Origin of the sequence: Herbaspirillum sp. Sphag64 (genome assembly GCF_014192645.1) — a bacterium.
In the GTDB taxonomy this organism is placed as follows: Bacteria; Pseudomonadota; Gammaproteobacteria; order Burkholderiales; family Burkholderiaceae_D; genus Herbaspirillum.
Map to the genome: position 1 here is coordinate 1 of NZ_JACHYE010000014.1, position 22,521 is coordinate 22,521.

Below are 22,521 nucleotides of genomic sequence, written 5' to 3' on the forward strand. Positions count from 1 at the left end.
AGACCAAATTAAAAGGGCTGAGTCCTGTGCAATACAGAACTCAGCCTTTGGCTGCCTAGCAATTAAACCGTCCAACTTTATGGGGTCAGTTCATTTGTGAGGGCCTTTTTTTGCGTCTAAAAATTCGGAATTTTACGGTTCGAATTTCCTGCATATGTCGAGGTTAGTTCTGAATACTTCAGATGCAGGTCTCGTAATTGAGGGATTTTGTCGGATTGCTAGCGAATATAATTATTATTTCGGCCCCGGTAATGCCACCCACCAGCCCTTTAGTGCAGTTTTGATGTTCGAAATTTTCACGTCATTGCTTTTAAATTGCAACAAATATCGACAGTAGGCGCAGGCGAAGTTTACAAAAAATAGCTGGCTCAACGTTTTTTACTAAAACACTTTTGGTAGCTCAGACCAATCCGTCGTGTAGTGGAATGTTTTATTGTCGAAACGGGCTTTCCATCGTCCAAAACCAGCACTAGACCCTAAGCGTAAGGTGTCGCGTCCGTAGCGCTTGTTTATCGTATCAATGCCATTCATTAAGGCAGGTTTTTTCTAAGTCAATGAGGTGAGGGTTGTTTCCATCTAAGCACAAACCTATCGAAGTTCGCCCTTTCATTTCTTCGAAAGATAGTAGCCAACTGATCTCACCATCCATACCTATAGCAGTGCTTCGGTTGAGTTCATTTAATCGAAATTGGGTCGTTTCGAACGTTAAACAATAGACTTTAGCCTCGATGATCTCAAACCATTTGTCAAATAACCTCGGCTGAATCGCATAATTATATGTCGTTACATTAGATGAGATTTTTCCCTGAACACTTGGATATATGAGGCCACCAACATGAGATAGTTGGTCGTCGATTTTATGTGGGTCTAGCACGCCTACACCAAGAAATTTTGATCCTATTGCAATGGTCGAGTTGTAGCCTGTGGGATCCGCTGACTGAACGGACTTAGTTAATTCTGAATATAAAAAATCTCGAACCAAGATTTCAGCTCGGTTACGGGGTTCCATAGTGAAATCACGGTTAGCCGAAGCTTATGTTGCTAAGCATATTTATGAACTTTAGGCCCCATGCAGGTTTTCTTTTAGACGTTTGATGTCATCGTATGCATTCCAAGGTTTCACTTTATCAGTATTGCTTATTGGAGAATATTCTTCCCAAACTAACGGAATAGGTCAGATCCACTCAACGTTTTCACAATCTATGGCCCTGTTCGGGTTGATTTTTTGAACTTTCTATCAGCACATTCATTGGTCCACATTGGGATATATTGGCTGGAGGGCGGTCAACTCACGCAAGAATTTTTAGGCCATGTTTTTGCACAATAGATAGCAGCTTTAGAGCCATGCCACTAGGACGCTTCGCACCAGTCTCCCATTTTTGAATGGTGGACTCGCTTGTGTTCAAATAGCGAGCAAAAACAGGCTGACTCACATGGTTGTGTTCCCGAATTTCTTTGATCTGCTCTGGCATGATTTCGTCTGGTACAACCAGGCATGATTCATCGAAATTGCGTAGCGTCGCTTTGTCGATAGCGCCAACTTTTAAAAGAGCTTGAGCAGACGAATGAATCGCTTCAAACGCGTCACTTTTAAATTTCTTCTTAGTGGTCATGGCAAATTTCCATTAAATCTTTTTCAAGCAACAGCTGGGTAATTTGAGTGTTGGTCAATTTCGCATAAACCTTGGCAAGCGCACGAAAATTTACCAACTCATCCTCTTCAATGTTCTCTCTGTCTTTTTTTGCAAACAGATACTCGTAGAACCAGTAATGTCCACCTTTGGCAAGGATGATTGACCGATGCATATTGTCATTCAAACGTTTCTTAAAAACCCCACCACCCAAATCATCAGCCTGACATTGCATGACTTGGCGGATGGCCCTGCACAGTTCGTTGTCGTTAATCTGCGATTTCATGGACGCTTTTGAAAACCACGCGGTCTTAAAAACGCGAATTGTTGGAAGCGTATCTTTATGCATAAAATAGTAGCACTAGGTGCTATGAGTGGCAAGGGTATTGTTAGCGCAGTGAAATGGAACAGTGGTTGCAATGGCTACAATTTTTTCTTTGAGAGCGCCATAGTCGGTATGCTCCTGTTCGCTTGTATGGGCACCTCAATGGGTATACAGTGCCCATCGTGAGTTCTAGGACTTGTTGGCGCGAGCCTCCCCCTAGAAACAAGAGAGTTAGAATGGCCCGCCTTGGTGGGCCATTCGCCTATCTGGATTCAGATTTCCTTTGGCAATTCAGTGAAACTGGACCGAGTGAGTGGCCCAAGAATCTAGCCCGCTTTGCGAAGCTTAATTTTCCGCAGCATTTCGGTAAGCGTGTTCGTGCAGGCATCATCCAAATTTGGTGGGGCTTGCTCTCGTGTGATCACCAAGCAGTCATCCATAACGCGCACCTGAACGCGAGATCTCGGTAAAAACCCAGCTTGCTGAAGCCACAGTCCATGTAAGCGCAGCCATGGTACTTTTGAATTCGAAAGCTGCACTGTTAAAAAACGTACTTGTTTACTGTTTTGAGACGTGGATATTTTTCGCGTATGATTTTGCTTAGCCATTTTCAACTCTCGGTAGTTGGTGGTGGTTAGCGGATTGCATGGGTTACCGATGTGACCGAGTTCAACGTTGGTGGCGAAAAGCTCTACCTCTCGCCCATCATGGATCTGTACAACGGTGAAATCGTCTCTTACCCTCGTCGAGGGCATTTTTAATAACTTGTGAGCGCTGTTCCTGGGGCATCTTTCTCCAAGGCGCCCCCTTACCACTTCGAATCGGTGAGCCGTGAAGTTCAATTTCGTTGGGAGTTGTAGCGTCAATCGAAATTGCTAATTGATTGAGATTTTGCTCAACCCAATGAGTGTTTCGCTCAAATACTGAAACCCCGGCCAGCACAAAGAATTTTTGACTGATATCCGAGACAGATCCGGATTCATCAACGTAGAGAAGGTGCATTGGATTGCTTTCTTTCCGTACCAACGAAAACGGGCTGCCAAAGGCAGCCCGTAAAAGAAAGGTGAGCCAGGTGACACATATGTTCAACGCACCGCAAAGGCAGCGCTCCCGACCCAAGCCTAAAATTATACACAAAAATATACATTGCGATGAGTTTTCGATGACATCCGACTTACCGAGGCAAACGGATACTGCGATGGTAGTCACGAAAATTACTTATGAATCTGCCACAATCCACGTAGCAGGATGTCAATTCCTTAGCGCATGCTATTGTGCAATAGATAACAACTTGAGAGTCATGCTACTAGGGCGTTTCGCATGGCTTTCACGTTTTATAACAATCGACTCGCGTGTATTTAGCAAGCGAGAAAAATTGGAACTCGTCACATGGCTGTGTTTTTTTTGTTTTCAAATGGAAACAGGAAACATTTTCGCGTGCGATAGTGGCACTAGGTGAAATGATTAGCAAGAGTCATTTCAGCTTAGCCGACTGAGCAACTCAAGAAACTAAACCGCTTTGCGAAGCTTTATTTTCCGCAGCATCTCAGTAAGCGTGTGAGTGCAGGCATCATCCAAATTGGGCGGTGCTTGCTCTCGTGTGATCACCAAGCAGTCATCCATAACGCGCACCTGAACGCGAGATCTCGGTGAAAACCCAGCTTGCTGAAGCCACAGTCCATGTAAGCGCAGCCATGGTACTTTTGAATTCGAAAGCTGCACTGTTAAAAAACGCACTTGTTTACTGTTTTGAGACGCGGATATTTTTCGCGTATGATTTTGCTTAGCCATTATCAACTCCTGCTAGTTGGTGGTGGTTAGCGGATCGCATGGGCGGCAACCCATGTAATCCGCGTCTTGTTACTGATATCCTGAAATGTGGCGCGCAACTCGCGCCGACCTCTCCCTGTTCTGAGAAAAACTACAAATCGCTCCTGCTTTTCTCAATCTAAAATCGCTTGCAACCGCGCAAGCGCATCATCGATCACAACATCGGGTGCACTCTCGATCTTCTTTGCGCCACGGGCTTCGAGATCTAGCATCCTGATTTGATTGACCAGGACGACTCCCTGAGTTTTCATCCCGGTACCGCTCAGAGTCACAGCAAAACCTGCGTATCGAGAAAAACCACCGCCTTGAGTAATGGGGGCGATTAATACAGTTCCCATGACGTTGAATACTGATGTTGAGAGCACTAACGCCGGTCGATGTTCGCCGCGCTGTTCTCTCCCTTCGGTTGGTTCCAGATTCACCGCAACAATGTCGCCGCGCTCAAATTTAATCCGTTTCACCATACTTCGCGGCCCACAGGCTCGACCTTATTCCAAGCAGCCATGTCTGCTGGCTCTGGTGCATTTAGATCGCATTGATCAACGAGATCTTTGAGCGCATAAGAATGGCGCTTGGGCTTCAGTAATGCACCTTCCGGACCTACGTCAACGGCCAATTTGTCTCCAAGCTTAACCTTCAGCAGACTCAACAATTCGGTGGGCAGGCGTACTGCTGCACTATTGCCCCATTTTTGAATAGAAAGTTCCATGTGTAAATCTCCTTGATGTCGATACATTCTAGAACCATTTGATGTGGTGTCAAGAAAAATTGTATAAACAATGTATATACGATATTTTGATTGAAAATATTGCCATCGAGACTAGAAAGAAGTCGTTGTATGGATCGAATTAGTTCTTGATGGCAATGTAAATTGCAAGTTTTAGCTGACTACAAACACTGGTAGCTGACCGGCATATTTCGCCAGATTGTCAGTTGAGAAGTGGGCGTACCTTCTTACCATTTCTGTAGATTCCCAACCGCCAAGTTCTTGCAGCGCCAACAGCGGTGTGCCATTTTGCACATGCCAACTGGCCCAGGTATGTCGAAGATCGTGCCACCTGAAATCTCGGATACCGGCTCGTTGAAGTGCTTTGTACCAAGCTGCTGTACTGGATTGCAAAATGCGATTTCCCTTGTACGTAAAAACGAAGATGGGATGGATGTTTTTGCGGGTGAGTAAGATGCGCATAGCGTCTTGATTCAATGGAACGATTTGTGGATTACCGGCTTTCATTTCATCGGCTTGGTTCCAGATTCACCGCAACAATGTCGCCGCGCTCAAATTTAATCCGTTTCACCATACTTCGCGGCCCACAGGCTCGACCTTATTCCAGGCAGCCATGTCTGCTGGCTCTGGCGCATTTAGATCGCATTGATCAACGAGATCTTTGAGAGCATAAGAATGGCGCTTGGGCTTCAGTAATGCACCTTCCGGACCTACGTCAACGGCCAATTTGTCTCCCAGCTTAACCTTCAGCAGACTCAACAATTCGGTGGGCAGGCGTACTGCTGCACTATTGCCCCATTTTTGAATAGAAAGTTCCATGTGTAAGTCTCCTTGATGTCGATACATTCTAGAACCATTTGATGTGGTGTCAAGAAAAATTGTATAAACAATGTATATACGATATTTTGATTGAAAATATTGCCATCGAGACTAGAAAGAAGTCGTTGTATGGATCGAATTAGTTCTTGATGGCAATGCAAATTGCAAGTTTTAGCTGACTACAAACACGGGTAGCTGACCGGCATATTTCGCCAGATTGTCAGTAGAAAAGTGGGCATAACTGGCGAAGCGCTTGCTCGGTTGTTGCAGTCGCCGTGCAAGCGCTCATCGTTGGGGTATTTAAAACAGCTTTTTCCAGCCATCCTCCTTGTCTTCGCGCGTGTTGATTTCAAGCAGTACCCCTTCCGGGGTGCGGCAAAAGAAACGTGAGCCGCGCGAGTTGTTGAATACGGCAGTTTCCATATGTACCTTGGCTTCGTTGAAGGTTTGATACAGTTCTTGTACCTCCTTTAATGTGGCCATTTCAAAACCGAAGTGGAAGTTGCTTGGCCATACCTGATTCTCGGCGATGTGATCGAGCACAAGGTCGAAGCCATCGCGTTTCAGGAGAATGCTCTCGCCTGCGGCAACGATCGTGCAGCCGAAAAATTTCTCGAAGAAGTGCGCGGTGGCAAGCGGATCTTTTGTCGGAAGGCTGAGATGGTTTAGCGTGCCGGTGCATTGTGTTTTCATAAGGTCTTTCACATTAGTTGGATTGCGATAACGCCGCAAACCTGATTGACATGATTCAGCCCGCTCAGCCGGGATCTGATGCAGATGAGCAGCAAGAACGACACTTCACCTCCGTAGTTGGCGTTTAAGCCAATAGCGGAGATTCTCACGACAAGGCCGTGACAGCTGGGCGCGTATTGCGCCATCGCAAAAAAAAAGTGGGAGTCTTGATGCTCAGATATCCAGGATAGATGTAACCCGGGAGGAGCAAAAGCAGCAAAAAAAGCAGAATATGTAGTCATTAAACGGCGTCGTATATAAACGGAAGCGGCCCTGCGGGGCTTTTTCCGAATCGGACGCGTTGAATGACGGTAACGCTTACGGCAGCTTGATTGCAAACTGCGGAGGTGAGTCTAGCCTAGCATTTGCTTGGCCGTCAATAGGGCGGTTGGTATGTTTTCTGACGCTCAGAGTGAGAAAACAGCAGAATGTAAACTTACTGCTCCTTCGCTCGATAAGCATCATGCGCACGTTTAAGCCTTGCCACACCCTCAGCAATCTCCTCCAGTGAAGCAGTCGCAAACGACAGGCGCAATTGCGCCGGGTCTGGCGCGCTGGCATAGAAGGCGCTACCAGGGATGTACATCACGTTTTCGGCAATCGCGTACTCCAGCAGCGCTCTTGCTTCGCTACCGTCGCGCCAGCGTGCCCAGATGAACATGCCGCCGTCTGGCGCGGTGACTTCCAGCGTTTGTCCAAAATGCTTGTGCAAGGCATTGAGCATGGCATTGCAACGCTCCTTGTAGATGCCGACCACTTTAGGTAGATGCTGTTCCAGCCGGCCGCTACGCAGATATTGCGCTGCTGTCAGTTGCATCCATGGTGCGGTACAGAGGTCACCGGTTTGCTTGGCGATGATGCAGCGGCGCAGGATTTCTGCGGGCGCGACCATCCAGCCTATACGTAAGCCAGGGGCCATGATCTTGGAGAGACTCGACAGGTAAATCACCCATTCACTGGCGCCGGGAATATCGGCTGCCAGTTCCAGCAAGCTGGCTTGTGGCTCACCACTGAAGCGCAATGCACCGTAAGGATCATCTTCAACAATCAGGAACTGGTAACGCAGCGCCAGCGCCAGTAGGTGTTGGCGTCGTTCCAGCGGCAGACTGGCGCCAGTCGGATTGGCGAAGGTGGGGACGATATACAGAAGCTTGGGGCGCGCACCTGCTTCTAGCGTTTGCTCCAGGGCTTGTGTATCCATGCCTTGCGCGTCGCTGGGGATGTCAACAATCTTGGCCTCGCTCAAGCGCAATGCCTGTATTGCTGCCGGATACGCCGGGCGCTCGATGGCAACGCAATTACCGGGCCCGATCAATACCTTGAGCAGCAATTCAAACGCTTGCTGTGAACCTGTGGTGACCAATAAAGGCGTCGCGTCGGCGCTGGGGGCACGTTGCTGCATCACCGCGCGTAACGCCTCTGCCAGACCATTCATACCCTCTGTAGCGCCGTACTGCAGGCAACTCGAAGGTGTCTGTGCAAGGATTTCGGTACTGGCTTGTGCCAGTGCGTTGACGTCGAACAGGCTGGCTGCCGGATAGCCACCGGCGAAGGAAATCATGCCGGGTTGTGCCATGTATTTGAACATTTCACGAATCGGTGAACCTTGCGGTGCCTGAAAGGATGGGTTGAAATGATAGAGGGGAGGCATGGCGAGTGGGGATCAGCAGTGGCAATCGTGGAAACACAAGCGACACCGGCACGGAGCCCGGTGTCGCCATAAAGGGCTTATTGCTCGATCACGTGGTTCCAGCGATTGTTCCAGTCGGTGCGCTTTTCGTTGATGACGTTCCAGTCAACGGTATTGATGCCCTTGGTCAATGTTTCAAGCTTCCCAATGCGCGCTTGTACCGCGTCACTGACTTTGACATTGCGATTGACCGGGATGGCATTGGCCAGCTCCATGTCCTTCGATTGCGCCGAGGCACTGAGCAGGAATTCAATCAACTTTTGCGATAGTTCTGGCTCGCTGTTGCCCTTGAGCGCACAGGCACCCACCATCAATGTCACACCACCTTCTTTGGGGATGGCAAATTCGGCCGGAATACCCTTGGCCTTGAGGTTAGCGACAGCGGTGACGGTTAGCGGGAAAATCGCTGCTTCGTTGGTCTGAATCATTTCAGAAATCTTGGCTGAGCTGGACAGATACTCAAGAACGTTCGGACCGACCGAGGTGGACCATTTTTTGAACACTGGTTCAACATTTTTTTCAGTGCCACCCATGAGGCGGTTGATCATGAGGAAGCTGTGCAGGCCAAAGGTGCTGCTGGGGATCGACTGGAACACCACTTTCTGCTTGTACTTGGGATCGCTGAAGTCCATCCAGGAAGTGGGTGCTGGCCAGGATTTTTCATCGAACAGTTTCTTGTTGTAACCGATGCCGACTACGCCCATTTCAATGCCGACTGCCTGATCATTGGCCATGCGGGCAAATGGATAGACTTCCTTGAGGACAGCGCTGTCACGCACTTTTTCGCACAGGTTCATGTTGGTGGCACGGTACATCACGCCATCGTCAAGGAATACCACGTGCATTTGCGGCTTGTCTTTTTGCGCCTGCATCTTTGCCATGATGTCGGAAGAGGTGCCCGGGACGACCACAACTTTGACGTTATTGGCCTTTTCGAAATCAGGGAAGATCGAGGCGGAAAAATTTTTTTCCATGGTGCCACCATTCATGCCGACGTAAATGGTTTTGGTATCGGCATGGGCCGGCACTGTGGCGGACAGTGCGGTCGCAATAACGGTGCTGAGCATCAGGGTCTTCATCTTGAAATCTCCTAGGCGGTAACGGTGAATAGACATGGGGTTTGTGGTGACGATAGCTATTGGGTTGCGAAACGTTGTGCGGAAAAGGCGTCGATCGGCGTCGTGCTCTCGCCGGAGGTGACCAGCTCTGCCAGCACTTCGCCAACGGCGGGTGCCAACTGGAAGCCGGCACCACAGAAACCAAATGCATGCAGCAATCCGGGTACTTTTGCGCTGGGGCCGATGACTGGCTGGTGGTCAGGCGTTTCACCTTCGACACCACTCCAGCTGCGGATGATGGTGGCGTGCCCTAATACGGGCACCATATCGACCAGATGACCGAGTGCGGCAAAGGTCGAGGCGACCCGCGGTCGGGTCCCTTGCAAGGCCAGATTGCCGGTGCCGCGACCACCACCGAGTACCACATTGCCACGTTCGACCTGGCGTGCGTAGAAGCCACCGCCAACCACGCCGAGGCTCAGGTTCATGATCGGTGGCAATGGTTCGGTGACGCACATGTTGGGATAGATCGGCTGCTCGGGAATGACTTCGCCAAATTGCTGGGCGATCTGTTTGCCCCAGGCACCGCTGCAATTGAGCAGGAAGCGGCTACGTACGCGTAGACCAGCCCGGGTCTGTAAACCGAAATAATTGCCATCGAAATGGCATTGCTCGACCGCATTCTGTTGCAGCAGTCTGGCACCGGCACGCTCGGCGGCGCTGGCAAAGGCAGCGGCGATCAGACGTGGATTGGCATGGCCATCGTCGGCGCATAGCGAGCCGCCAAAGGCGCGTTCGCCAATCCAGGGATAGCGCTGGCGCAGGGCTGCTGCGTCGAGTACCTCTAGCACTAGTCCGTGGCTGGCAGCCATGTCGCGATACGCCAGCAGCTCTTGCATATCGGATTCACTGCGCGCCAGTTTGAGATGCCCGGTGGCGCGATATTCGCCATCGCAGCCAATGATCTGGGGTAACTGCTGCCAGATCGTGTGGGCACGCTGGCTGAGTGGTAACTGGCTGGCGGATCGTCCCTGACGTCGTACCCCGCCATAATTAACGCCACTGGCTTGTGCGCCACACCAACCTTGTTCCAGCACGATCACCGAGCGTTGCTGGCGACGCAGTGCGAGGGCGGCGGAGGTACCCATCAGGCCACCACCAATGATGGCGACGTCGGTGTCGAGGATGTCTGTGGTGGTACTCATTCCTGCCCATCCTTGGCATGATTTGGATTGCCTTGCGCCAGCGCAGCCAGCGCCACACTGACGGGAATCGGCTTGATCGGTGCCTGACCACGCAGACGACCGACGGCTGCGACTTCTTGCTGGCTCGCATGCGACAGAATTTCAGCAGCGGCTGCACCGCAGACACGGCCCTGACAGCGACCCATACCCACCCGTGTCAGTGCTTTCAGACGGTTGATTTCGCGGGTGCCATCCTGTGCCACGCTGTGACGTAACTGACCGGCGGTGATCTCTTCGCAGCGGCAGATGATGGTCTCGTCCGGGCAGTGACGGGCCCAGTGCACCGGTGTCGGGAAGGTGGTTTCCAGTCCTTGGCGGAAGCGTATATTACTGGCGCGCGCCTGACGCAGTTGCGCCTGTGTGGCAAGTGCATCGCCTGTACCAAACCGGGATGGCTGTAGATCTTGAAGCAGTGCAAGTGCAGCGGCCCGGCCACTGAGTTCAGCCGCGTCGGCTCCGGCGATGCCGTGACCGTCACCGGCCAGATAGATGCCTTCCACACTGCTACGGCCATCCGCATCTGAGGTCGGTAGCCATTGTTGATTGAGGGTATCGAAGGCGAATTCACAACCAGCCAGATCAGCCAGTTGTGTTTCGCTGCGCAAGCCAAAGCCGGTTGCCAGTGCATCACAATCAATGTCAGTGGTCTTGCCGTGACGCTGCCAGCGCAGGCGGCTGATCTGTTGATCGCCGCTGGCAGCAATGGCTTGCACACTGTCGAGCAGACGGATTCCTTTGCTGCGCAACCAGGCGATGAAGTACAAGCCTTTGGCTAGTGTTACCGGTTGTCGCAGCAAGGAGGGAAATCCGCGCAATTTATCGTGCAGTCTGGCAGTGTCGAGAACGGCAACGACATTGGCGCCGGCTTTGACGTATTGATACGCCAGCAGATACAGCAAGGGGCCAGAGCCGGCAATGACCATGCGTCCGTTGAGTACGCAGGCTTGCGCCTTGAGCGCTACCTGGGCAGCACCCAGTGTGTAGACGCCGGGCAGGATCCAGCCGGGGAAGGGCATCACACGGTCCAGTGCACCAGTGCACAGGATCAGATGGGTATACGGCTGTTCGACGTGACGCTGGGCGTGTAGCAGATCGAGTTGCCCCGGCGTGCAGTTCCAGACCAGTGTATCCGGGCGATAGTCGATGCTGGGAAGCAGTTGGGCAAAGCGTGCATGCAAAGCGGCTGCTTTACCGGCTTCAAAACCATAGAGTGACTTCTTGCTGCGTTGACGTTCATCGGGCGGCTGGCGGTAAATCTGGCCACCGGCGCGGCTGCCTTCGTCAATCATCAGTGGACGAATACCGGCGGCGACCAATGCTTCGGCCGCACGGATGCCAGCCGGTCCGGCACCGACTATCACGACCTGAGGCAAAGCAGTGTCGCTCATGAGGATGCTTTCTGATGCAGGGGCGTGGCCGGGGTGCCGCTCAGCAGGCGCATGCCTTCGACGATGCTGGTGCTGCAGGCGCGCAGGGGTGTACCGTCTTCGAGTCGCATCCAGCAGTCCTGGCAACTGCCGATCAGGCAAAAACCAGCGCGTGGCATGCCGCTGAACTCGCTGCGGCGCAGTTGCGTTGTCTGTGTCAGTACGGCGGTGAGGACTGTATCGCCGGCCATGGCTGTCAGCGCTTGGCCATCCAGCCAGAACCGGACCGGTGCACCTTGTGCTGTTGAGATGCGACGGAGCAGACTCATGCACGTTCTCCGATGAGCACTTTGTCGAGTCCATACAGGCGATCCAGAATCAGCATGGCAGCACCGGTGATGAGGATCATTAGTGCTGATACCGATGCCATCATCGGATCAATGGATTCTGTCGCATACATGTACATGCGCACCGGTAAGGTCACGGTCGCAGGCGTGGTGACAAAGATCGACATGGTGAGCTCGTCGAAGCTGTTGATGAAGGCCAGCATCCAGCCACCACTGAGACCGGGCAGGATCGCCGGCAAGGTGACACGCCGGAAAACGATCCATGGGCTGGCACCCAGCGACGCAGCGGCCTGCTCGGTGCTGCGGTCGATACCGACCACAGCTGCCAGTACCAGTCGCAGCACGTAAGGCGTAATGACGACCGTATGCGATACCACCAGCCAGAAAAACGAACCGGTAATACCCATCACCGAAAACAGGCGCATGAACGCGACACCCAGTACCAGCGAGGGGATGATCAGCGGCGACAGGAACAATGCATTGAGCGCCGTACGACCGGGAAAGTCATAGCGGCCCAGTGCCAGTCCGGCAGGTAAGGCAATGACGACTGCCAGGGTTGCCGATAACAACGCCAGTTGCAGACTGTTGCTGAATGATTGCAAGAAATCCGGGTGATCAAAAACCGCCTTGAACCAGCGTAGCGAGATGCCGGTCGTTGGCAGTGACAGCGTATCCTGCGGCGTAAAGGCGACCAGGCAGACAATCACCAGCGGTGCCAGCATGAAGCAGACGACCAGTGTGTGGAACAGGAGGGCGAGGGGACCGTTGCGTTGCATCTGTTTCTCCGTTAGCCCAGGGTTCTGGAAACCTTGCGTTCCAGAATACGGTTGTAGCTCATCATGATGATCAGATTGGCGACCAGTAACACCACCACAATCGAGGCACCGAGCGGCCAGTTGAGCGAGCCGAGGAACTCGTCATAAACCGTGGTGGCGACCATTTTGAGACGACGCCCACCAAGCAGGCCGGGGATCGCAAAAGCACTCGCGCTCAAACCAAAGACGATCAGGCTGCCAGACAGCACACCCGGCAAAATCTGTGGCAGCAGAATGCGGCGCATCACCGTGGCCTGTGACGCATTGAGCGAGAGCGCAGCGTGTTCAACCGTCGGGTCGAGGCGCTGCAGTGCTGTCCAGACCGGGATTACCATGAATGGCAGCATCACATGCACCAGTGCCACGACGACTGCACCGGAGGTATAGAGCATCTTGACCGGCGCCATGCCGAGCGCAACCAGTGCCTTGTTGATCAGACCGTCAGCACTGAGCAGCATGCTCCAGCCAAACGCGCGGACCACTACCGAGACGAGTAGCGGCGCCAGAATCACGATCAGAAAGATGCTGCGCCATTTGCCACGCATGCGGCTCAGTACATATGCTTCGGGTGCGCCGATCAATACGCAGATCAATGTCGTCAGGGCGGCAATCCAGAAGGTGCGGACAAAAATACGCAGGTAATAATCGTCACCAAAGATCGCCGCGTAATTATGCAGATCATAGGTGGCTTTGATACCGAGACTATCGTCGTAACTGTTGAGCGAGAGCAAGCCGGTCAGCAGGAGTGGCACCAATACCATGGTGGTAAACAGTATCAGCGCGGGAAACGAGAGCGTATAGGGCAACGCATGCGGATGCGCCCCGCGGCGTGGTGGACGGCGCTTAAACATGGGCTTCTTGCAACGTAGCGTTCAATAAACGTGTTGCTGATGCTGGCCAGCGCAGGGCAACCGATTGACCTTGCTGGCAGGCGGTCTGACCATCGTTTTGCCAGATCGCGAGAATGTCACCGCACTCGGTGCGGATACGATATAGCCATTGATTGCCGAGGAAGAAGCAGGAGGCTACTTCGCCGGTCAGCATGGCGTCCTGCGTGCTACAGCGTTCGATTTTTTCGGGACGGATGCAGATGGTTGCCTGTGGCGTATCAATCGTAGTGTCAGTATCAACTTCCAGTTCATGCTGACCAATCCGCAAGCCTACTTTGCCTGGACGTTGCCAGACGATGTCGGCTTCCAGCAGATTGGCCTTGCCGACGAATTGCGAGACGAAGCGATTGACGGGATTTTCATACGTGTCGAGCGGCTTGCCGATCTGCACCGCACGACCGGCTTCCATGACCACCACGCGGTCACTCATGGACAAGGCTTCGGCCTGATCGTGGGTGACCATGATGGTGGTGGTACCAACCTTGCGCTGAATGTCGCGCAGTTCGATCTGCATTTCTTCGCGCAGTTTGGCGTCCAGATTGGACATCGGTTCATCCAGCAGCAGGATGGGTGGTTCGATCACCAGTGCGCGTGCCAGCGCGACCCGCTGTCGCTGACCACCGGAGAGCTCACGCGGATAACGGTGCGCAAATTTCTCCAGATGGACCAGCGCCAAAGCCTGCTCGACGCGTTGCGCACTCTCTTTCGCATCGACGTGCCGCATCTCCAGTCCGAAGCGCACGTTGTCGCTCACCGTCATATGCGGGAACAGCGCATAACTCTGGAACACGATGCCCAGCCCGCGGCGGTTAGGTTTTTCATGGGTGATGTCTCGTCCGTTGAGCAGGATACGGCCAGCACTGGCTTCGACGAAGCCTGCAATCATTTGCAGTGTCGTGGTCTTGCCGCAACCTGAGGGACCGAGCAGGGAGACAAATTCACCTTGCTCGACACTCAGATCAATATTGGTCACGGCATGAAAGTCGCCGTATTGCTTGCTCAGGTTTTCTAACTTCAGGAATGACATCAATCCATCTCCGGTGATTGATTAGCGGATTCTTTTGGTGAAGCGGAGTGCTGATGCGCGAGACTGTTCAGCGCATCAGCTATGCGAAGATCGAGATACTCAGTCAATATCGAACCGGACACCCTGTGCCAACGGTAAGGTCTTGCTGTAGTTGATGGTGTTGGTAGCGCGTCGCATGTAGGTTTTCCAGGCGTCCGAGCCCGATTCGCGACCACCACCGGTTTCTTTTTCTCCACCAAAAGCGCCACCGATTTCTGCGCCACTGGTACCGATATTGACGTTGGCCAGACCACAATCGCTGCCGGTGGCAGAGAGGAAACTCTCGGCTTCGCGCATGTCATTGGTAAAGATCGCCGAGGACAGACCTTGCGGAACGGCATTGTTGAGTGCAATCGCTTGTTCCAGATCATCATATTTAACGACGTACAGAATTGGCGCGAAGGTCTCGTGATGCATGATGGCGGTTTGCGCTGGCATGCAGACCAGCGCAGGGCGCACATAAGCAGCATTGCCGAGTACGCTGACCCGTTCGCCGCCGGTGACTTCACCACCTTCAGTACGAGCCTGGGTCAATGCCTGTTGCATGGCGTCGAAGGCGTGCACGTCAATCAGCGGGCCAACCAGTGTATCGGCCTCAAGTGGATCGCCGACTTTGACACTGGCGTAGATGCGTTTGATCTGTGTCACAACCTGATCATGGATGCTGCTGTGGACGAACAGACGACGCAGGCTGGTGCAACGTTGACCTGCGGTACCGACGGCCGAAAAGGTGATAGCGCGCAGTGCCAGCGAGAGATCGGCTGACGGTGCCACGATCATGGCGTTATTGCCGCCCAGCTCCAGCAGGCTACGGCCCAGTCGCTGTGCGACCACGCTGGCAACCTGGCGTCCCATGCGTACACTGCCGGTGGCGCTGACCAGCGGCACCAGCGGTGAGCGCGAGAGTGCTTCGCCGATGTCCGCGTGACCGATCAGGACCTGATTCAGATGTGCTGGTGCAGTGTTGGGGCGTTGTTGAGAAAAACGCGCCACTGCTTTGGCAAACAGGGCTTGGACCGCAAGTGCGACGACGGGAGTTTTTTCCGAAGGCTTCCAGATGATGGTGTTGCCACACACCAGCGCCAATGCCGCATTCCATGCCCAGACCGCGACCGGGAAGTTGAACGCCGTGATGACACCGCAGACGCCTAGTGGATGCCAGGTTTCCATCATGCGATGGCCGGGACGTTCGGAGGCGATGGTGAGGCCGTAGAGCTGACGTGACAGGCCAACGGCGAAGTCGCAGATGTCGATCATTTCCTGTACTTCGCCAATCCCTTCAGACAAGATCTTGCCGGACTCCAGTGTGACCAGCTGTCCCAGGTCTTCACGATGTTCACGTAGGACTTCACCCAGCAGGCGCACCAGCTCGCCGCGCACCGGTGCCGGTACCTGACGCCACGACTGAAAAGCCGTATGGGCATCCGCGATGGCAGTTTCGGCTTGCGCTGCGGTGTGGGTCTTGAGGGTGGCAATCATTTGTCCATCGCGTGGTGAACGGACCGACAGGTCGGTACCAATGTGCCTGGAGAGATCGAGGTTCAGGGCGGCAAAAACAGGGGCGAATTGCATAAATTCCTTTGCGGCGATAGGTAAAAACGGTCGTATTCGTCGCCGAGTATAAGGAGGAAGTGGGCCCTTGTTAAAGTCAAAAAATATCACGACATCATTACTTATCCTCATGCACAAAAATGTTCGGCTGCGCCTGGATAGTATGCGCTTTGATGGTGCGTTGCCGCAAAACATGGGTGGAGCCAGGGCCTTTGTTGGCCTGTGTTTCAAGGAGGAATATGGGGGTTGGCGCAATGCCGGATAGATTGCGTTGCACCATTTTGAGGCGTTGCCTGACTGGTGGGAAAAGCGACTTCGCTATTACTTTTTGTATGTTTAGTCGTTTATGCGACCAAGATTGCTGGTCAACTGTTTTGCAGTTCGCTCAACAACCAGGTGCGAAATTTGATCACAGCCGGTTTGCTGGCGTTTTTTTCTGGATAGGCGAGGTAATAGGCTTGTGGACTTTTCACGGCAAATGGGAAGGGCACGTGTAGTTGGCCCAGACTGAGCTCGGTCTCGACCAGGAACTTCGGCATCAGTGCCACGCCCAGTCCGACCATGGCGGCCTGAATCACCATATTGAGTTGCTCGAAACGCGGCCCGGCAAGGGCGTTGGGGCAATCGACACCGACATGGCGGAACCAGTCTTGCCATGCTTGTGGCCGGGTAGTGTGCTGCAATAGGGTCGCTTGTGCCAGATCTTCGACCGACTGGATACGGTCGAGCATCTGGCGGCTGCACACCGGTACCACTTCTTCGCCCATCAGGCGCACCATCACCGCTTCAGGCCAGTCCGGCTCACCAAAGTGGATAGCCGCATCGACTTGCCGCGTATTGAAATCAAAGGGCAGCACTTCCGTGCTCAGGTTCAGGAGCACATCGGGGTAGGTTGCTGAAAATTTGGTCAGGCGTGGAATCAGCCACTTGATACCGAAAGTCGGCAGGATCGCCAGATTGAGCACGCTCGACAGGCTGTTATGCGTCATGACCTGAAAGGTCGCCATCTCGATCTGCTTGAGAATACTGGAGACCTGTACCGCATATTCGCGGCCGGCCTCGGTCAGGATCAGACGGCGGTTGATGCGTTCAAACAGTTTGACTTCCAGATAGTCCTCCATGATCGCAACCTGACGACTGACCGCGCCTTGCGTCATGTGCAACTCGTGCGCGGCCTTGGTAAACGAGAGATGCCGCGCCGAAGTGTCGAATGCAATCAGGCAGGAGGTGGAAGGAATGAATCTACGCATAGTGCCGGATTTGTCAGTGTGAATACATCGGCACTATAGCAAAGGTGTCTGCACAGGAGTTCGTTGCACCTCAGGAAAAACGGGTATTGCCCAGCAGATAATACGGATCGAAAGCCGGTTGCAGACGCGCCGCCAGCGCTTGCTTCTGGGTGCTCAGATAGCGGTCGTAATAGTGCTGGTTGAACGGCCCGATACCATGTTCGGCACTGAAGCTACCACGATAATCACGGACCACCAGATCGTAGATGGCGGTGCGCAGCGCATCGATACGCGCTGGTAGAAACTGCTGTGCATGCGTCGGCGGGATCACCAGATTGAAGTGCAGGCCACCATCGCCCCAATGTCCGAAATCGCACACCACGGCGCCGGCAAAGTCGCGCTCCACCAGTTCGATAGCGGCAGTGCGAAATGCGGGCAGATGAGAACGTGCGACGGCGATGTCAAAGGCGACGATCTTGCCTTCCTGCTTGATACTGTCGCTGATCGCATGCCGGATACGCCACAGGCTTTCCGGTTTGTCGACAACAGCGTCAAGGATGTTGCCTTGCTCCAGATGTCGCTCCAGCCACGGCATGAACAGGTGCTCCAGATTGCAATGCGCACTGGCTGGTGCTGACGAACTGAGTTCGATCAATAGGGCATAAGGCGGCAGTGGATTGAAGGGCGCGATCACTTGCGGCAGATGATGCAGAACCGATTCCATGGCATTGCGTGACATGCCTTCAAAGGCGCTCAGAAAATCACCGAACCGGCGTTCGGCATCCTGCAGCAATTGCAAGCCGACTGGCAGACTGTTGGGGACGATCAGTGCGGTGGCAGTTTGCTGCGGCAAAGGGTGGGTTTGCAGTACCGCTTGCGTGACGATACCGTAGCTGCCAGCACTGCCGATGAAGAGTTGCTTCCAGTCCGGGCCGGTATTGTTCTTGCGTAGCCGGTTATTGAGGTCAAGTAATTCACCGGCCGGTTCCATCAGCAGAGCCTGCAATCCGAGTGTGTTGTGGCGCACGTCGCCATAGCGGATCAGGCGTGCACCACCGGTGTTGGCGGCCAGCATGCCGCCAACCGAGGGATCAGCGCCAAGGTCAATCGGAAAGCACAGGCCATGTGGTTCCAGTGCCTGATTCAGTTCTGATAACCGGGTTCCGGCCCAGGCCTGGATCACCCCATCGACCGGATCAATATCGATAACGCCTTTGAGCCGTTCCATGCTCAGGATGACTTGCAACCCCGAGTTGTCCGGCGAGGCGGCAGCGACCAGACCGGTGTTGGCGCCTTGTGGCACCAGACTGATCCGGTCAGCCGCACACAGGCGCATCAACTCGGCGGCGCTGGCGACATCAGCTGGTCTGGCAACACACAATGCGGTGCCAGCGCCATAGCGAGGGCCGTGTTCATAGGGGGCGCGGGCGTCTTGCTTGACCAGACAGGCCTCGGCACCTAGCAAGGCGGTAATACGCGAGAGTGCCCGTTCAGCAGACACTGGCTTCACGACTGTCTCCGGCGGTCATTTTGAAAATTCCCTGGGCGTTACCGCTGTCGAAACTCAAATCCAGCTTGCTCACGCCGCTTACCGGATCGGTATAGCTGTCGCGGCTGATGAATTCATAGAAAGAACCGGGCACCACAACTGGCGTCAGCTGGCCGTGTTGATCGGACAACTGGTAGCTGACTTTGTCGGCCCGGAAGGCGGTCTGACGGACGCGGCCATTGCGTGAAACTTCCACCAGATCCTTGATTGGTCTGCCTAGTGCACGTTGCTGTGCGGCGGTCTCTTCGACATCCTTGACCCGATCCGTGGCGTGGTTGAAGACGCTGCCTTCGGTCGCGATCCACGCCATCTCGGCGGATTCGGCCAGCAACTGTTGATACTGGGTCTGGGTTGGCAATCTGTGGTGACGCGCAAAGCAGTTCAGCATGGCAGGCAACAACAGGCTGGCAGCCGCAAATGGTAGCGTTCCGGTGCTGGCAAGTTGCGTCAGTAATTGTTGCATCGCAGCTGGAAGAGGGTCGACGGCGCTCGACAGGACTTCTTCTACCACGGCCTGAAAGGGGGCTGAAAAATGTTCCGGATGCAGTTCGCTGACAAAGAACTGGGCAATGTTTTCCGGATCATCAAGATGGGTATAGACCCGACCCGTCATGTGCAGCCGTGGCAGAGGATAGACGCCATTGCGTTGATAGCCCAGTGGCAACAGTAGTCGGGTGAAAAACGCCTCGCCGTTCGGGAAGTCACTGGCTTGCTGGCGCAATACGGTACGCACGGCGCCATGATCGAAGCAGATACGGATACCGGCGGCAGTAGCATCCTCGACGTAGGCGCGACCGCTGGGGACGTGTCCTAGCAATTGCTGGAATAGTGCCATATTCAGTGCTTGTGCCAGCTCCAGACGTGTGATCTGGTCTGCTGCTGGCCGAATCGTGCTGGCCGGAATCTCAAGCCGATCAAACAGTTGCTCCGTTGTGCTGGTATCGAGTACTGCATGCAGCAATGCCTGCAGATTACTGCCTGTGATGGAGTGCATCATGATTGCCTTTTGAGGGAAGATGACGGCATCTTAAAATGTCTTGGTGACCTCACAAAACGATTTAATTTGATGTTTTCATGTCTTTTACTCATTAAAAATTAATGAGTAAAGGTAAAAAGTGCGGTAATTCCTGCTTGATGATGACTTTTTCACATTCCGCATGCGATCGGTGTGGAAAGGGACAGCTTGTCATCCTGGTGCAAGCTTGCACCTATAATCTGTGTTGAAATTCATTCACTCTTTCCAGGCAGCTGCCGTATGCGTAAGCTATTTTTGTTGACGTGTTTCGTGTCGTCGTGTCTGGTATCTGCGCTGGCAGTTGCGCAATCAAGTACGCCTGGAAGCAATGGCAGCATCGACATTAGCGTCCAGCGTGAGCCCGGCAGCGAAGGAGAGTTCTATGCGGTGCAGGCCAGCATGATAGTCGAAGCTACCCCGCAACGCAGTTGGCAGGTGATGACGGACTACGATCATCTGGCTACGTTTGTCCCTGGTTTTACTTCATCCCATATGGTGACGCGGATCGGTAATGATGGCGTATTGGCGCAGGAGGGCTTTGTCCGCTTTCTGTTCATCAAACAGTCGATCAACCTGCTGCTCGATGTACACGAAGAACCTTATTCCAAAGTCGACCTGAACTTGCTGCAGGGAAATATGCGTCACTATGAGGCGCACTGGCAATTGATTCCGGTCGATACCCTGCACACCAGAATCCTGTATAACGCGAGGCTGGCGCCGACTTTCTTTGTACCACCAATTATTGGTGTGACAATGATGAAGGGTGATCTGCACAAAATGCTGGACGCAGTCAGTCTCAAAATCGAGCAGGGTAGTGAGCTACCGGGGCCGCTGAGCGGACCGGTGCAATTGCCGCAGGCAGTGGCGCATCCATGATTGAAGCGCTGATCAATGTACTGATCAATGCATTAATCGATACCCCATTAACACATCAAGGCTGGAGTCTGCATGCAAGCTGGTAAGACAAGAAAACTGATCACTGCCGCAACATTGTTTTGTGCCTTGAATGCATGTTCGTCACCGAGTACGGTGGCCCCCTCTTCTGCAGCAACATCTACACCGCCGTCGGCACCAACGGCCAGCACACTGGGGTCATCGTCGGCTTCACTGGAGGCGACCTATGCGGCGCTGGCGAAAGAGGGTGGCAAACTGTTTACGCTTGATCCTGCACAGTCGCAGGTACGCATTTATGTGTTTCGCGCGGGGGCGGCGGCGCGATTCGGGCATAACCATGTGCTCTCGGCACCGCAATTCACCGGGTATTTTTATTTGCCAGGTAGCGGTACCGATGCGGCACGTTTTGATCTTGCATTCAGGCTGGATGCACTCGATATCGACCAGCCGGAATATCGTGCTGCGCTGGGTCCGGCATTCGCCAGCAAGATATCGCCAGACATGATCGCCAGTACCCGTGAGCATATGCTTGGCGAGGCCAACCTGCAGGCTGAACAGTATCCGTTTGTCCGCATTCATTCGCTGCAGATTATCGGTGAATCTCCCCGCTTTGCTGCCAGGCTCAGTGTGGAACTACATGGGCAGGTACGTGAGATGTGGGTACCACTGACGGTCACTGGTTTGCCAGATAGTCTGATGGCGAGTGGATCAATGGTATTGCGCCAGTCGGATTTCGGGATCCATCCTTATTCAGCACTGGGTGGCATATTGGCAGTCGCTGATGCACTTGTGATTGATTTCACTTTACGTGGGCGTGTTGCGCGTGACAGTGTGAATGCGCCTTCGTCAAGCGCCACAAACTGACCTTCCAGATAGGGTTTGATGATGATGCGATAAGTGTCAATGTCAAAACTGCGTTGTTTGGGTAGCACGAGCTTACGGTTCTTGCGGTCAATCGATCCCAGATACATCCAGTGGTCAATGACATGGGTTTGTTGCCAGCCATCACACTCCTCAACGATACCCATCGCACGCTGAAACGGCCATTGAATCAGGCGCAGGCTGTCTAGTGCCTGTCGGAGTCGCAGCCCATGGTCCGCCAGAGATTCTTCACCGATACAGGCGCCATGACAGCGTTTGAGCTGATGGGCAAAGCAGGGGCGACCGGAGCGACCGGTTTCAACGCCGCACACCACGCCGCAGAGAAGATGCGCGCCGACCAGCTCCTGCAGGGTCTGCAAGGCTGCACGATGGCTGCCAAATACGCCGAACAGATTTGCTGTGGTGGCAAAATCGACGTCTCTGGCGAACACGATCTCCGGTACCCCTTCAGGACTCAGGCGCAATGCACACATCTGGCGGGTACGACGCAGTTTTTTGTTGTGTAGAGGCTGTAACTGCTTGATCAGTTGTGCTTCCAGTAACTGCGCGCCAATATCACCGGCGGTGCGCTGGAATTCAATCCGCCTGCTCTGCATGAGCATGCGTGCCTCGTCAGGGTTACGTAAGTGCGTCAACACGCGGCTGCGCAAATGGATGCTCTTGCCAATGTATAAAGGTGCATCTTGCTCACCGCGAAAAATGTAGATGCCCGGTTTGTTGGGTAGTTGCTTGAGGCTGGCAGCGTCGATATGACTTGGATAGACAAATGGCTCACTGGCAATGAATTGCCCATCGAGGCTTGCCGATGTCATGCGCGGCATGTTGTATTCCTGCTCACGTTGTGCCCCTGATGTTCGCGG

At 53.6% G+C, this 22,521-nt stretch carries 27 protein-coding genes; 2 read left to right on the top strand and 25 right to left on the bottom strand.

Annotation, left to right across the window (positions count from 1 at the left end; translation table 11 throughout):
* Positions 1–381: 381 nt before the first annotated feature.
* The 24 genes from FHW66_RS17585 to FHW66_RS17700 form a co-directional block, all read right to left on the bottom strand.
* Positions 382–531: a DUF4113 domain-containing protein gene (locus tag FHW66_RS17585; protein WP_183381133.1), complete on the bottom strand. Its 150-nt coding sequence runs from the start codon at positions 529–531 to the stop codon at positions 382–384.
* On the bottom strand, positions 518–1,009 hold the full coding sequence (locus tag FHW66_RS17590; protein ID WP_183381134.1) for a hypothetical protein: 492 nt from the start codon (positions 1,007–1,009) through the stop codon (positions 518–520). Before FHW66_RS17590 ends, FHW66_RS17585 begins: the two co-directional genes overlap by 14 nt.
* A 280-nt stretch (positions 1,010–1,289) precedes the next feature.
* The gene (locus FHW66_RS17595) at positions 1,290–1,613 is read right to left on the bottom strand and encodes a DNA-binding transcriptional regulator (RefSeq protein WP_183381135.1); all 324 of its coding nucleotides are present in this window, start codon (positions 1,611–1,613) and stop codon (positions 1,290–1,292) included.
* Entirely contained in the window at positions 1,603–1,980 is a 378-nt protein-coding gene (locus FHW66_RS17600; protein WP_183381136.1) for a type II toxin-antitoxin system RelE/ParE family toxin, read from the bottom strand. The genes FHW66_RS17595 and FHW66_RS17600 overlap by 11 nt, the downstream gene beginning before the upstream one ends.
* A gap of 302 nt (positions 1,981–2,282) precedes the next feature.
* Complete coding sequence (locus FHW66_RS17605; protein WP_183381137.1) at positions 2,283–2,564, bottom strand: SymE family type I addiction module toxin; 282 nt, start codon at positions 2,562–2,564, stop codon at positions 2,283–2,285.
* 97 nt (positions 2,565–2,661) lie between these two features.
* Entirely contained in the window at positions 2,662–2,958 is a 297-nt protein-coding gene (locus FHW66_RS21045; protein WP_183381212.1) for a DUF3800 domain-containing protein, read from the bottom strand.
* Between the two features lie 507 nt (positions 2,959–3,465).
* The gene (locus FHW66_RS21280) at positions 3,466–3,747 is read right to left on the bottom strand and encodes a SymE family type I addiction module toxin (protein ID WP_183381138.1); all 282 of its coding nucleotides are present in this window, start codon (positions 3,745–3,747) and stop codon (positions 3,466–3,468) included.
* Positions 3,748–3,899: 152 nt separating this feature from the next.
* Positions 3,900–4,250: a type II toxin-antitoxin system ChpB family toxin gene (locus tag FHW66_RS17620; RefSeq protein WP_183381139.1), complete on the bottom strand. Its 351-nt coding sequence runs from the start codon at positions 4,248–4,250 to the stop codon at positions 3,900–3,902.
* A complete protein-coding gene (locus FHW66_RS17625; RefSeq protein ID WP_183381140.1) occupies positions 4,244–4,495 on the bottom strand; it encodes an AbrB/MazE/SpoVT family DNA-binding domain-containing protein in 252 nt (83 codons plus the stop codon). Before FHW66_RS17625 ends, FHW66_RS17620 begins: the two co-directional genes overlap by 7 nt.
* A gap of 171 nt (positions 4,496–4,666) precedes the next feature.
* A complete protein-coding gene (locus tag FHW66_RS17630; protein WP_183381141.1) occupies positions 4,667–5,020 on the bottom strand; it encodes a site-specific integrase in 354 nt (117 codons plus the stop codon).
* 60 nt (positions 5,021–5,080) lie between these two features.
* Positions 5,081–5,332 carry an AbrB/MazE/SpoVT family DNA-binding domain-containing protein gene (locus FHW66_RS17635; RefSeq protein WP_183381140.1) on the bottom strand — a complete coding sequence of 84 codons (252 nt, stop codon included), beginning with the start codon at positions 5,330–5,332 and terminating at the stop codon, positions 5,081–5,083.
* 300 nt (positions 5,333–5,632) lie between these two features.
* Positions 5,633–6,025, bottom strand: a complete 393-nt coding sequence (locus tag FHW66_RS17640; RefSeq protein ID WP_183381142.1) for a VOC family protein — start codon at positions 6,023–6,025, stop codon at positions 5,633–5,635.
* Positions 6,026–6,500: 475 nt separating this feature from the next.
* Positions 6,501–7,715: a PLP-dependent aminotransferase family protein gene (locus FHW66_RS17645; RefSeq protein ID WP_183381143.1), complete on the bottom strand. Its 1,215-nt coding sequence runs from the start codon at positions 7,713–7,715 to the stop codon at positions 6,501–6,503.
* 77 nt (positions 7,716–7,792) lie between these two features.
* Entirely contained in the window at positions 7,793–8,833 is a 1,041-nt protein-coding gene (locus tag FHW66_RS17650) for an ABC transporter substrate-binding protein (RefSeq protein ID WP_183381144.1), read from the bottom strand.
* A gap of 56 nt (positions 8,834–8,889) precedes the next feature.
* Complete coding sequence (locus FHW66_RS17655) at positions 8,890–10,017, bottom strand: FAD-binding oxidoreductase (RefSeq protein ID WP_183381145.1); 1,128 nt, start codon at positions 10,015–10,017, stop codon at positions 8,890–8,892.
* Positions 10,014–11,444 (bottom strand): NAD(P)/FAD-dependent oxidoreductase, encoded by a 1,431-nt coding sequence (locus tag FHW66_RS17660; protein ID WP_183381146.1) that lies wholly within the window; start codon positions 11,442–11,444, stop codon positions 10,014–10,016. The genes FHW66_RS17655 and FHW66_RS17660 overlap by 4 nt, the downstream gene beginning before the upstream one ends.
* Positions 11,441–11,752 (bottom strand): (2Fe-2S)-binding protein, encoded by a 312-nt coding sequence (locus FHW66_RS17665; RefSeq protein ID WP_183381147.1) that lies wholly within the window; start codon positions 11,750–11,752, stop codon positions 11,441–11,443. Before FHW66_RS17665 ends, FHW66_RS17660 begins: the two co-directional genes overlap by 4 nt.
* Positions 11,749–12,546, bottom strand: a complete 798-nt coding sequence (locus FHW66_RS17670; protein ID WP_183381148.1) for an ABC transporter permease — start codon at positions 12,544–12,546, stop codon at positions 11,749–11,751. The genes FHW66_RS17665 and FHW66_RS17670 overlap by 4 nt, the downstream gene beginning before the upstream one ends.
* Positions 12,547–12,557: 11 nt before the next feature.
* On the bottom strand, positions 12,558–13,436 hold the full coding sequence (locus tag FHW66_RS17675; RefSeq protein WP_183381149.1) for an ABC transporter permease: 879 nt from the start codon (positions 13,434–13,436) through the stop codon (positions 12,558–12,560).
* Positions 13,429–14,502, bottom strand: a complete 1,074-nt coding sequence (locus tag FHW66_RS17680; RefSeq protein ID WP_183381150.1) for an ABC transporter ATP-binding protein — start codon at positions 14,500–14,502, stop codon at positions 13,429–13,431. The genes FHW66_RS17675 and FHW66_RS17680 overlap by 8 nt, the downstream gene beginning before the upstream one ends.
* A gap of 99 nt (positions 14,503–14,601) precedes the next feature.
* Positions 14,602–16,113, bottom strand: coding sequence for an aldehyde dehydrogenase family protein (locus tag FHW66_RS17685; RefSeq protein WP_183381151.1), 1,512 nt, complete (start codon positions 16,111–16,113; stop codon positions 14,602–14,604).
* 344 nt (positions 16,114–16,457) lie between these two features.
* On the bottom strand, positions 16,458–17,342 hold the full coding sequence (gene gcvA / locus FHW66_RS17690) for a transcriptional regulator GcvA (RefSeq protein WP_183381152.1): 885 nt from the start codon (positions 17,340–17,342) through the stop codon (positions 16,458–16,460).
* 70 nt (positions 17,343–17,412) lie between these two features.
* On the bottom strand, positions 17,413–18,831 hold the full coding sequence (locus FHW66_RS17695; RefSeq protein ID WP_370543484.1) for an FAD-binding oxidoreductase: 1,419 nt from the start codon (positions 18,829–18,831) through the stop codon (positions 17,413–17,415).
* A complete protein-coding gene (locus FHW66_RS17700; protein WP_255459045.1) occupies positions 18,812–19,867 on the bottom strand; it encodes a 2-oxoadipate dioxygenase/decarboxylase family protein in 1,056 nt (351 codons plus the stop codon). The genes FHW66_RS17695 and FHW66_RS17700 overlap by 20 nt, the downstream gene beginning before the upstream one ends.
* A 258-nt stretch (positions 19,868–20,125) precedes the next feature.
* Between FHW66_RS17700 and FHW66_RS17705 the strand changes: the two genes are divergently transcribed.
* Both FHW66_RS17705 and FHW66_RS17710 read left to right on the top strand, forming a co-directional pair.
* Positions 20,126–20,761, top strand: a complete 636-nt coding sequence (locus FHW66_RS17705; RefSeq protein ID WP_183381153.1) for an SRPBCC family protein — start codon at positions 20,126–20,128, stop codon at positions 20,759–20,761.
* 72 nt (positions 20,762–20,833) lie between these two features.
* Entirely contained in the window at positions 20,834–21,643 is an 810-nt protein-coding gene (locus tag FHW66_RS17710; protein WP_183381154.1) for a YceI family protein, read from the top strand.
* On the opposite strand, the gene FHW66_RS17715 is transcribed toward FHW66_RS17710, so the two are convergent.
* A complete protein-coding gene (locus FHW66_RS17715; RefSeq protein WP_183381155.1) occupies positions 21,526–22,482 on the bottom strand; it encodes an endonuclease in 957 nt (318 codons plus the stop codon). The two genes, FHW66_RS17710 and FHW66_RS17715, sit on opposite strands and share 118 nt — an antisense overlap.
* Between the last annotated feature and the right edge of the window lie 39 nt (positions 22,483–22,521).

What these genes read in the sequence shown, in the direction of transcription:
- FHW66_RS17710 (WP_183381154.1), top strand. Translation starts at nt 20,834, where the DNA reads ATGCAAGCTGGTAAGACAAGAAAACTGATCACTGCCGCAACATTGTTT.
- FHW66_RS17585 (WP_183381133.1), bottom strand. Translation starts at nt 531, where the DNA reads ATGAATGGCATTGATACGATAAACAAGCGCTACGGACGCGACACCTTA.
- FHW66_RS17600 (WP_183381136.1), bottom strand. Translation starts at nt 1,980, where the DNA reads ATGCATAAAGATACGCTTCCAACAATTCGCGTTTTTAAGACCGCGTGG.
- FHW66_RS21045 (WP_183381212.1), bottom strand. Translation starts at nt 2,958, where the DNA reads ATGCACCTTCTCTACGTTGATGAATCCGGATCTGTCTCGGATATCAGT.
- gcvA (WP_183381152.1), bottom strand. Translation starts at nt 17,342, where the DNA reads ATGCGTAGATTCATTCCTTCCACCTCCTGCCTGATTGCATTCGACACT.
- FHW66_RS17640 (WP_183381142.1), bottom strand. Translation starts at nt 6,025, where the DNA reads ATGAAAACACAATGCACCGGCACGCTAAACCATCTCAGCCTTCCGACA.
- FHW66_RS17660 (WP_183381146.1), bottom strand. Translation starts at nt 11,444, where the DNA reads ATGAGCGACACTGCTTTGCCTCAGGTCGTGATAGTCGGTGCCGGACCG.
- FHW66_RS17605 (WP_183381137.1), bottom strand. Translation starts at nt 2,564, where the DNA reads ATGGCTAAGCAAAATCATACGCGAAAAATATCCACGTCTCAAAACAGT.
- FHW66_RS17635 (WP_183381140.1), bottom strand. Translation starts at nt 5,332, where the DNA reads ATGGAACTTTCTATTCAAAAATGGGGCAATAGTGCAGCAGTACGCCTG.
- FHW66_RS17630 (WP_183381141.1), bottom strand. Translation starts at nt 5,020, where the DNA reads ATGAAAGCCGGTAATCCACAAATCGTTCCATTGAATCAAGACGCTATG.
- FHW66_RS17675 (WP_183381149.1), bottom strand. Translation starts at nt 13,436, where the DNA reads ATGTTTAAGCGCCGTCCACCACGCCGCGGGGCGCATCCGCATGCGTTG.
- FHW66_RS17715 (WP_183381155.1), bottom strand. Translation starts at nt 22,482, where the DNA reads ATGCCGCGCATGACATCGGCAAGCCTCGATGGGCAATTCATTGCCAGT.
- FHW66_RS17595 (WP_183381135.1), bottom strand. Translation starts at nt 1,613, where the DNA reads ATGACCACTAAGAAGAAATTTAAAAGTGACGCGTTTGAAGCGATTCAT.
- FHW66_RS17645 (WP_183381143.1), bottom strand. Translation starts at nt 7,715, where the DNA reads ATGCCTCCCCTCTATCATTTCAACCCATCCTTTCAGGCACCGCAAGGT.
- FHW66_RS17670 (WP_183381148.1), bottom strand. Translation starts at nt 12,546, where the DNA reads ATGCAACGCAACGGTCCCCTCGCCCTCCTGTTCCACACACTGGTCGTC.
- FHW66_RS17680 (WP_183381150.1), bottom strand. Translation starts at nt 14,502, where the DNA reads ATGTCATTCCTGAAGTTAGAAAACCTGAGCAAGCAATACGGCGACTTT.
- FHW66_RS17590 (WP_183381134.1), bottom strand. Translation starts at nt 1,009, where the DNA reads ATGGAACCCCGTAACCGAGCTGAAATCTTGGTTCGAGATTTTTTATAT.
- FHW66_RS17665 (WP_183381147.1), bottom strand. Translation starts at nt 11,752, where the DNA reads ATGAGTCTGCTCCGTCGCATCTCAACAGCACAAGGTGCACCGGTCCGG.
- FHW66_RS21280 (WP_183381138.1), bottom strand. Translation starts at nt 3,747, where the DNA reads ATGGCTAAGCAAAATCATACGCGAAAAATATCCGCGTCTCAAAACAGT.
- FHW66_RS17650 (WP_183381144.1), bottom strand. Translation starts at nt 8,833, where the DNA reads ATGAAGACCCTGATGCTCAGCACCGTTATTGCGACCGCACTGTCCGCC.
- FHW66_RS17625 (WP_183381140.1), bottom strand. Translation starts at nt 4,495, where the DNA reads ATGGAACTTTCTATTCAAAAATGGGGCAATAGTGCAGCAGTACGCCTG.
- FHW66_RS17655 (WP_183381145.1), bottom strand. Translation starts at nt 10,017, where the DNA reads ATGAGTACCACCACAGACATCCTCGACACCGACGTCGCCATCATTGGT.
- FHW66_RS17705 (WP_183381153.1), top strand. Translation starts at nt 20,126, where the DNA reads ATGCGTAAGCTATTTTTGTTGACGTGTTTCGTGTCGTCGTGTCTGGTA.
- FHW66_RS17620 (WP_183381139.1), bottom strand. Translation starts at nt 4,250, where the DNA reads ATGGTGAAACGGATTAAATTTGAGCGCGGCGACATTGTTGCGGTGAAT.
- FHW66_RS17685 (WP_183381151.1), bottom strand. Translation starts at nt 16,113, where the DNA reads ATGCAATTCGCCCCTGTTTTTGCCGCCCTGAACCTCGATCTCTCCAGG.
- FHW66_RS17700 (WP_255459045.1), bottom strand. Translation starts at nt 19,867, where the DNA reads ATGATGCACTCCATCACAGGCAGTAATCTGCAGGCATTGCTGCATGCA.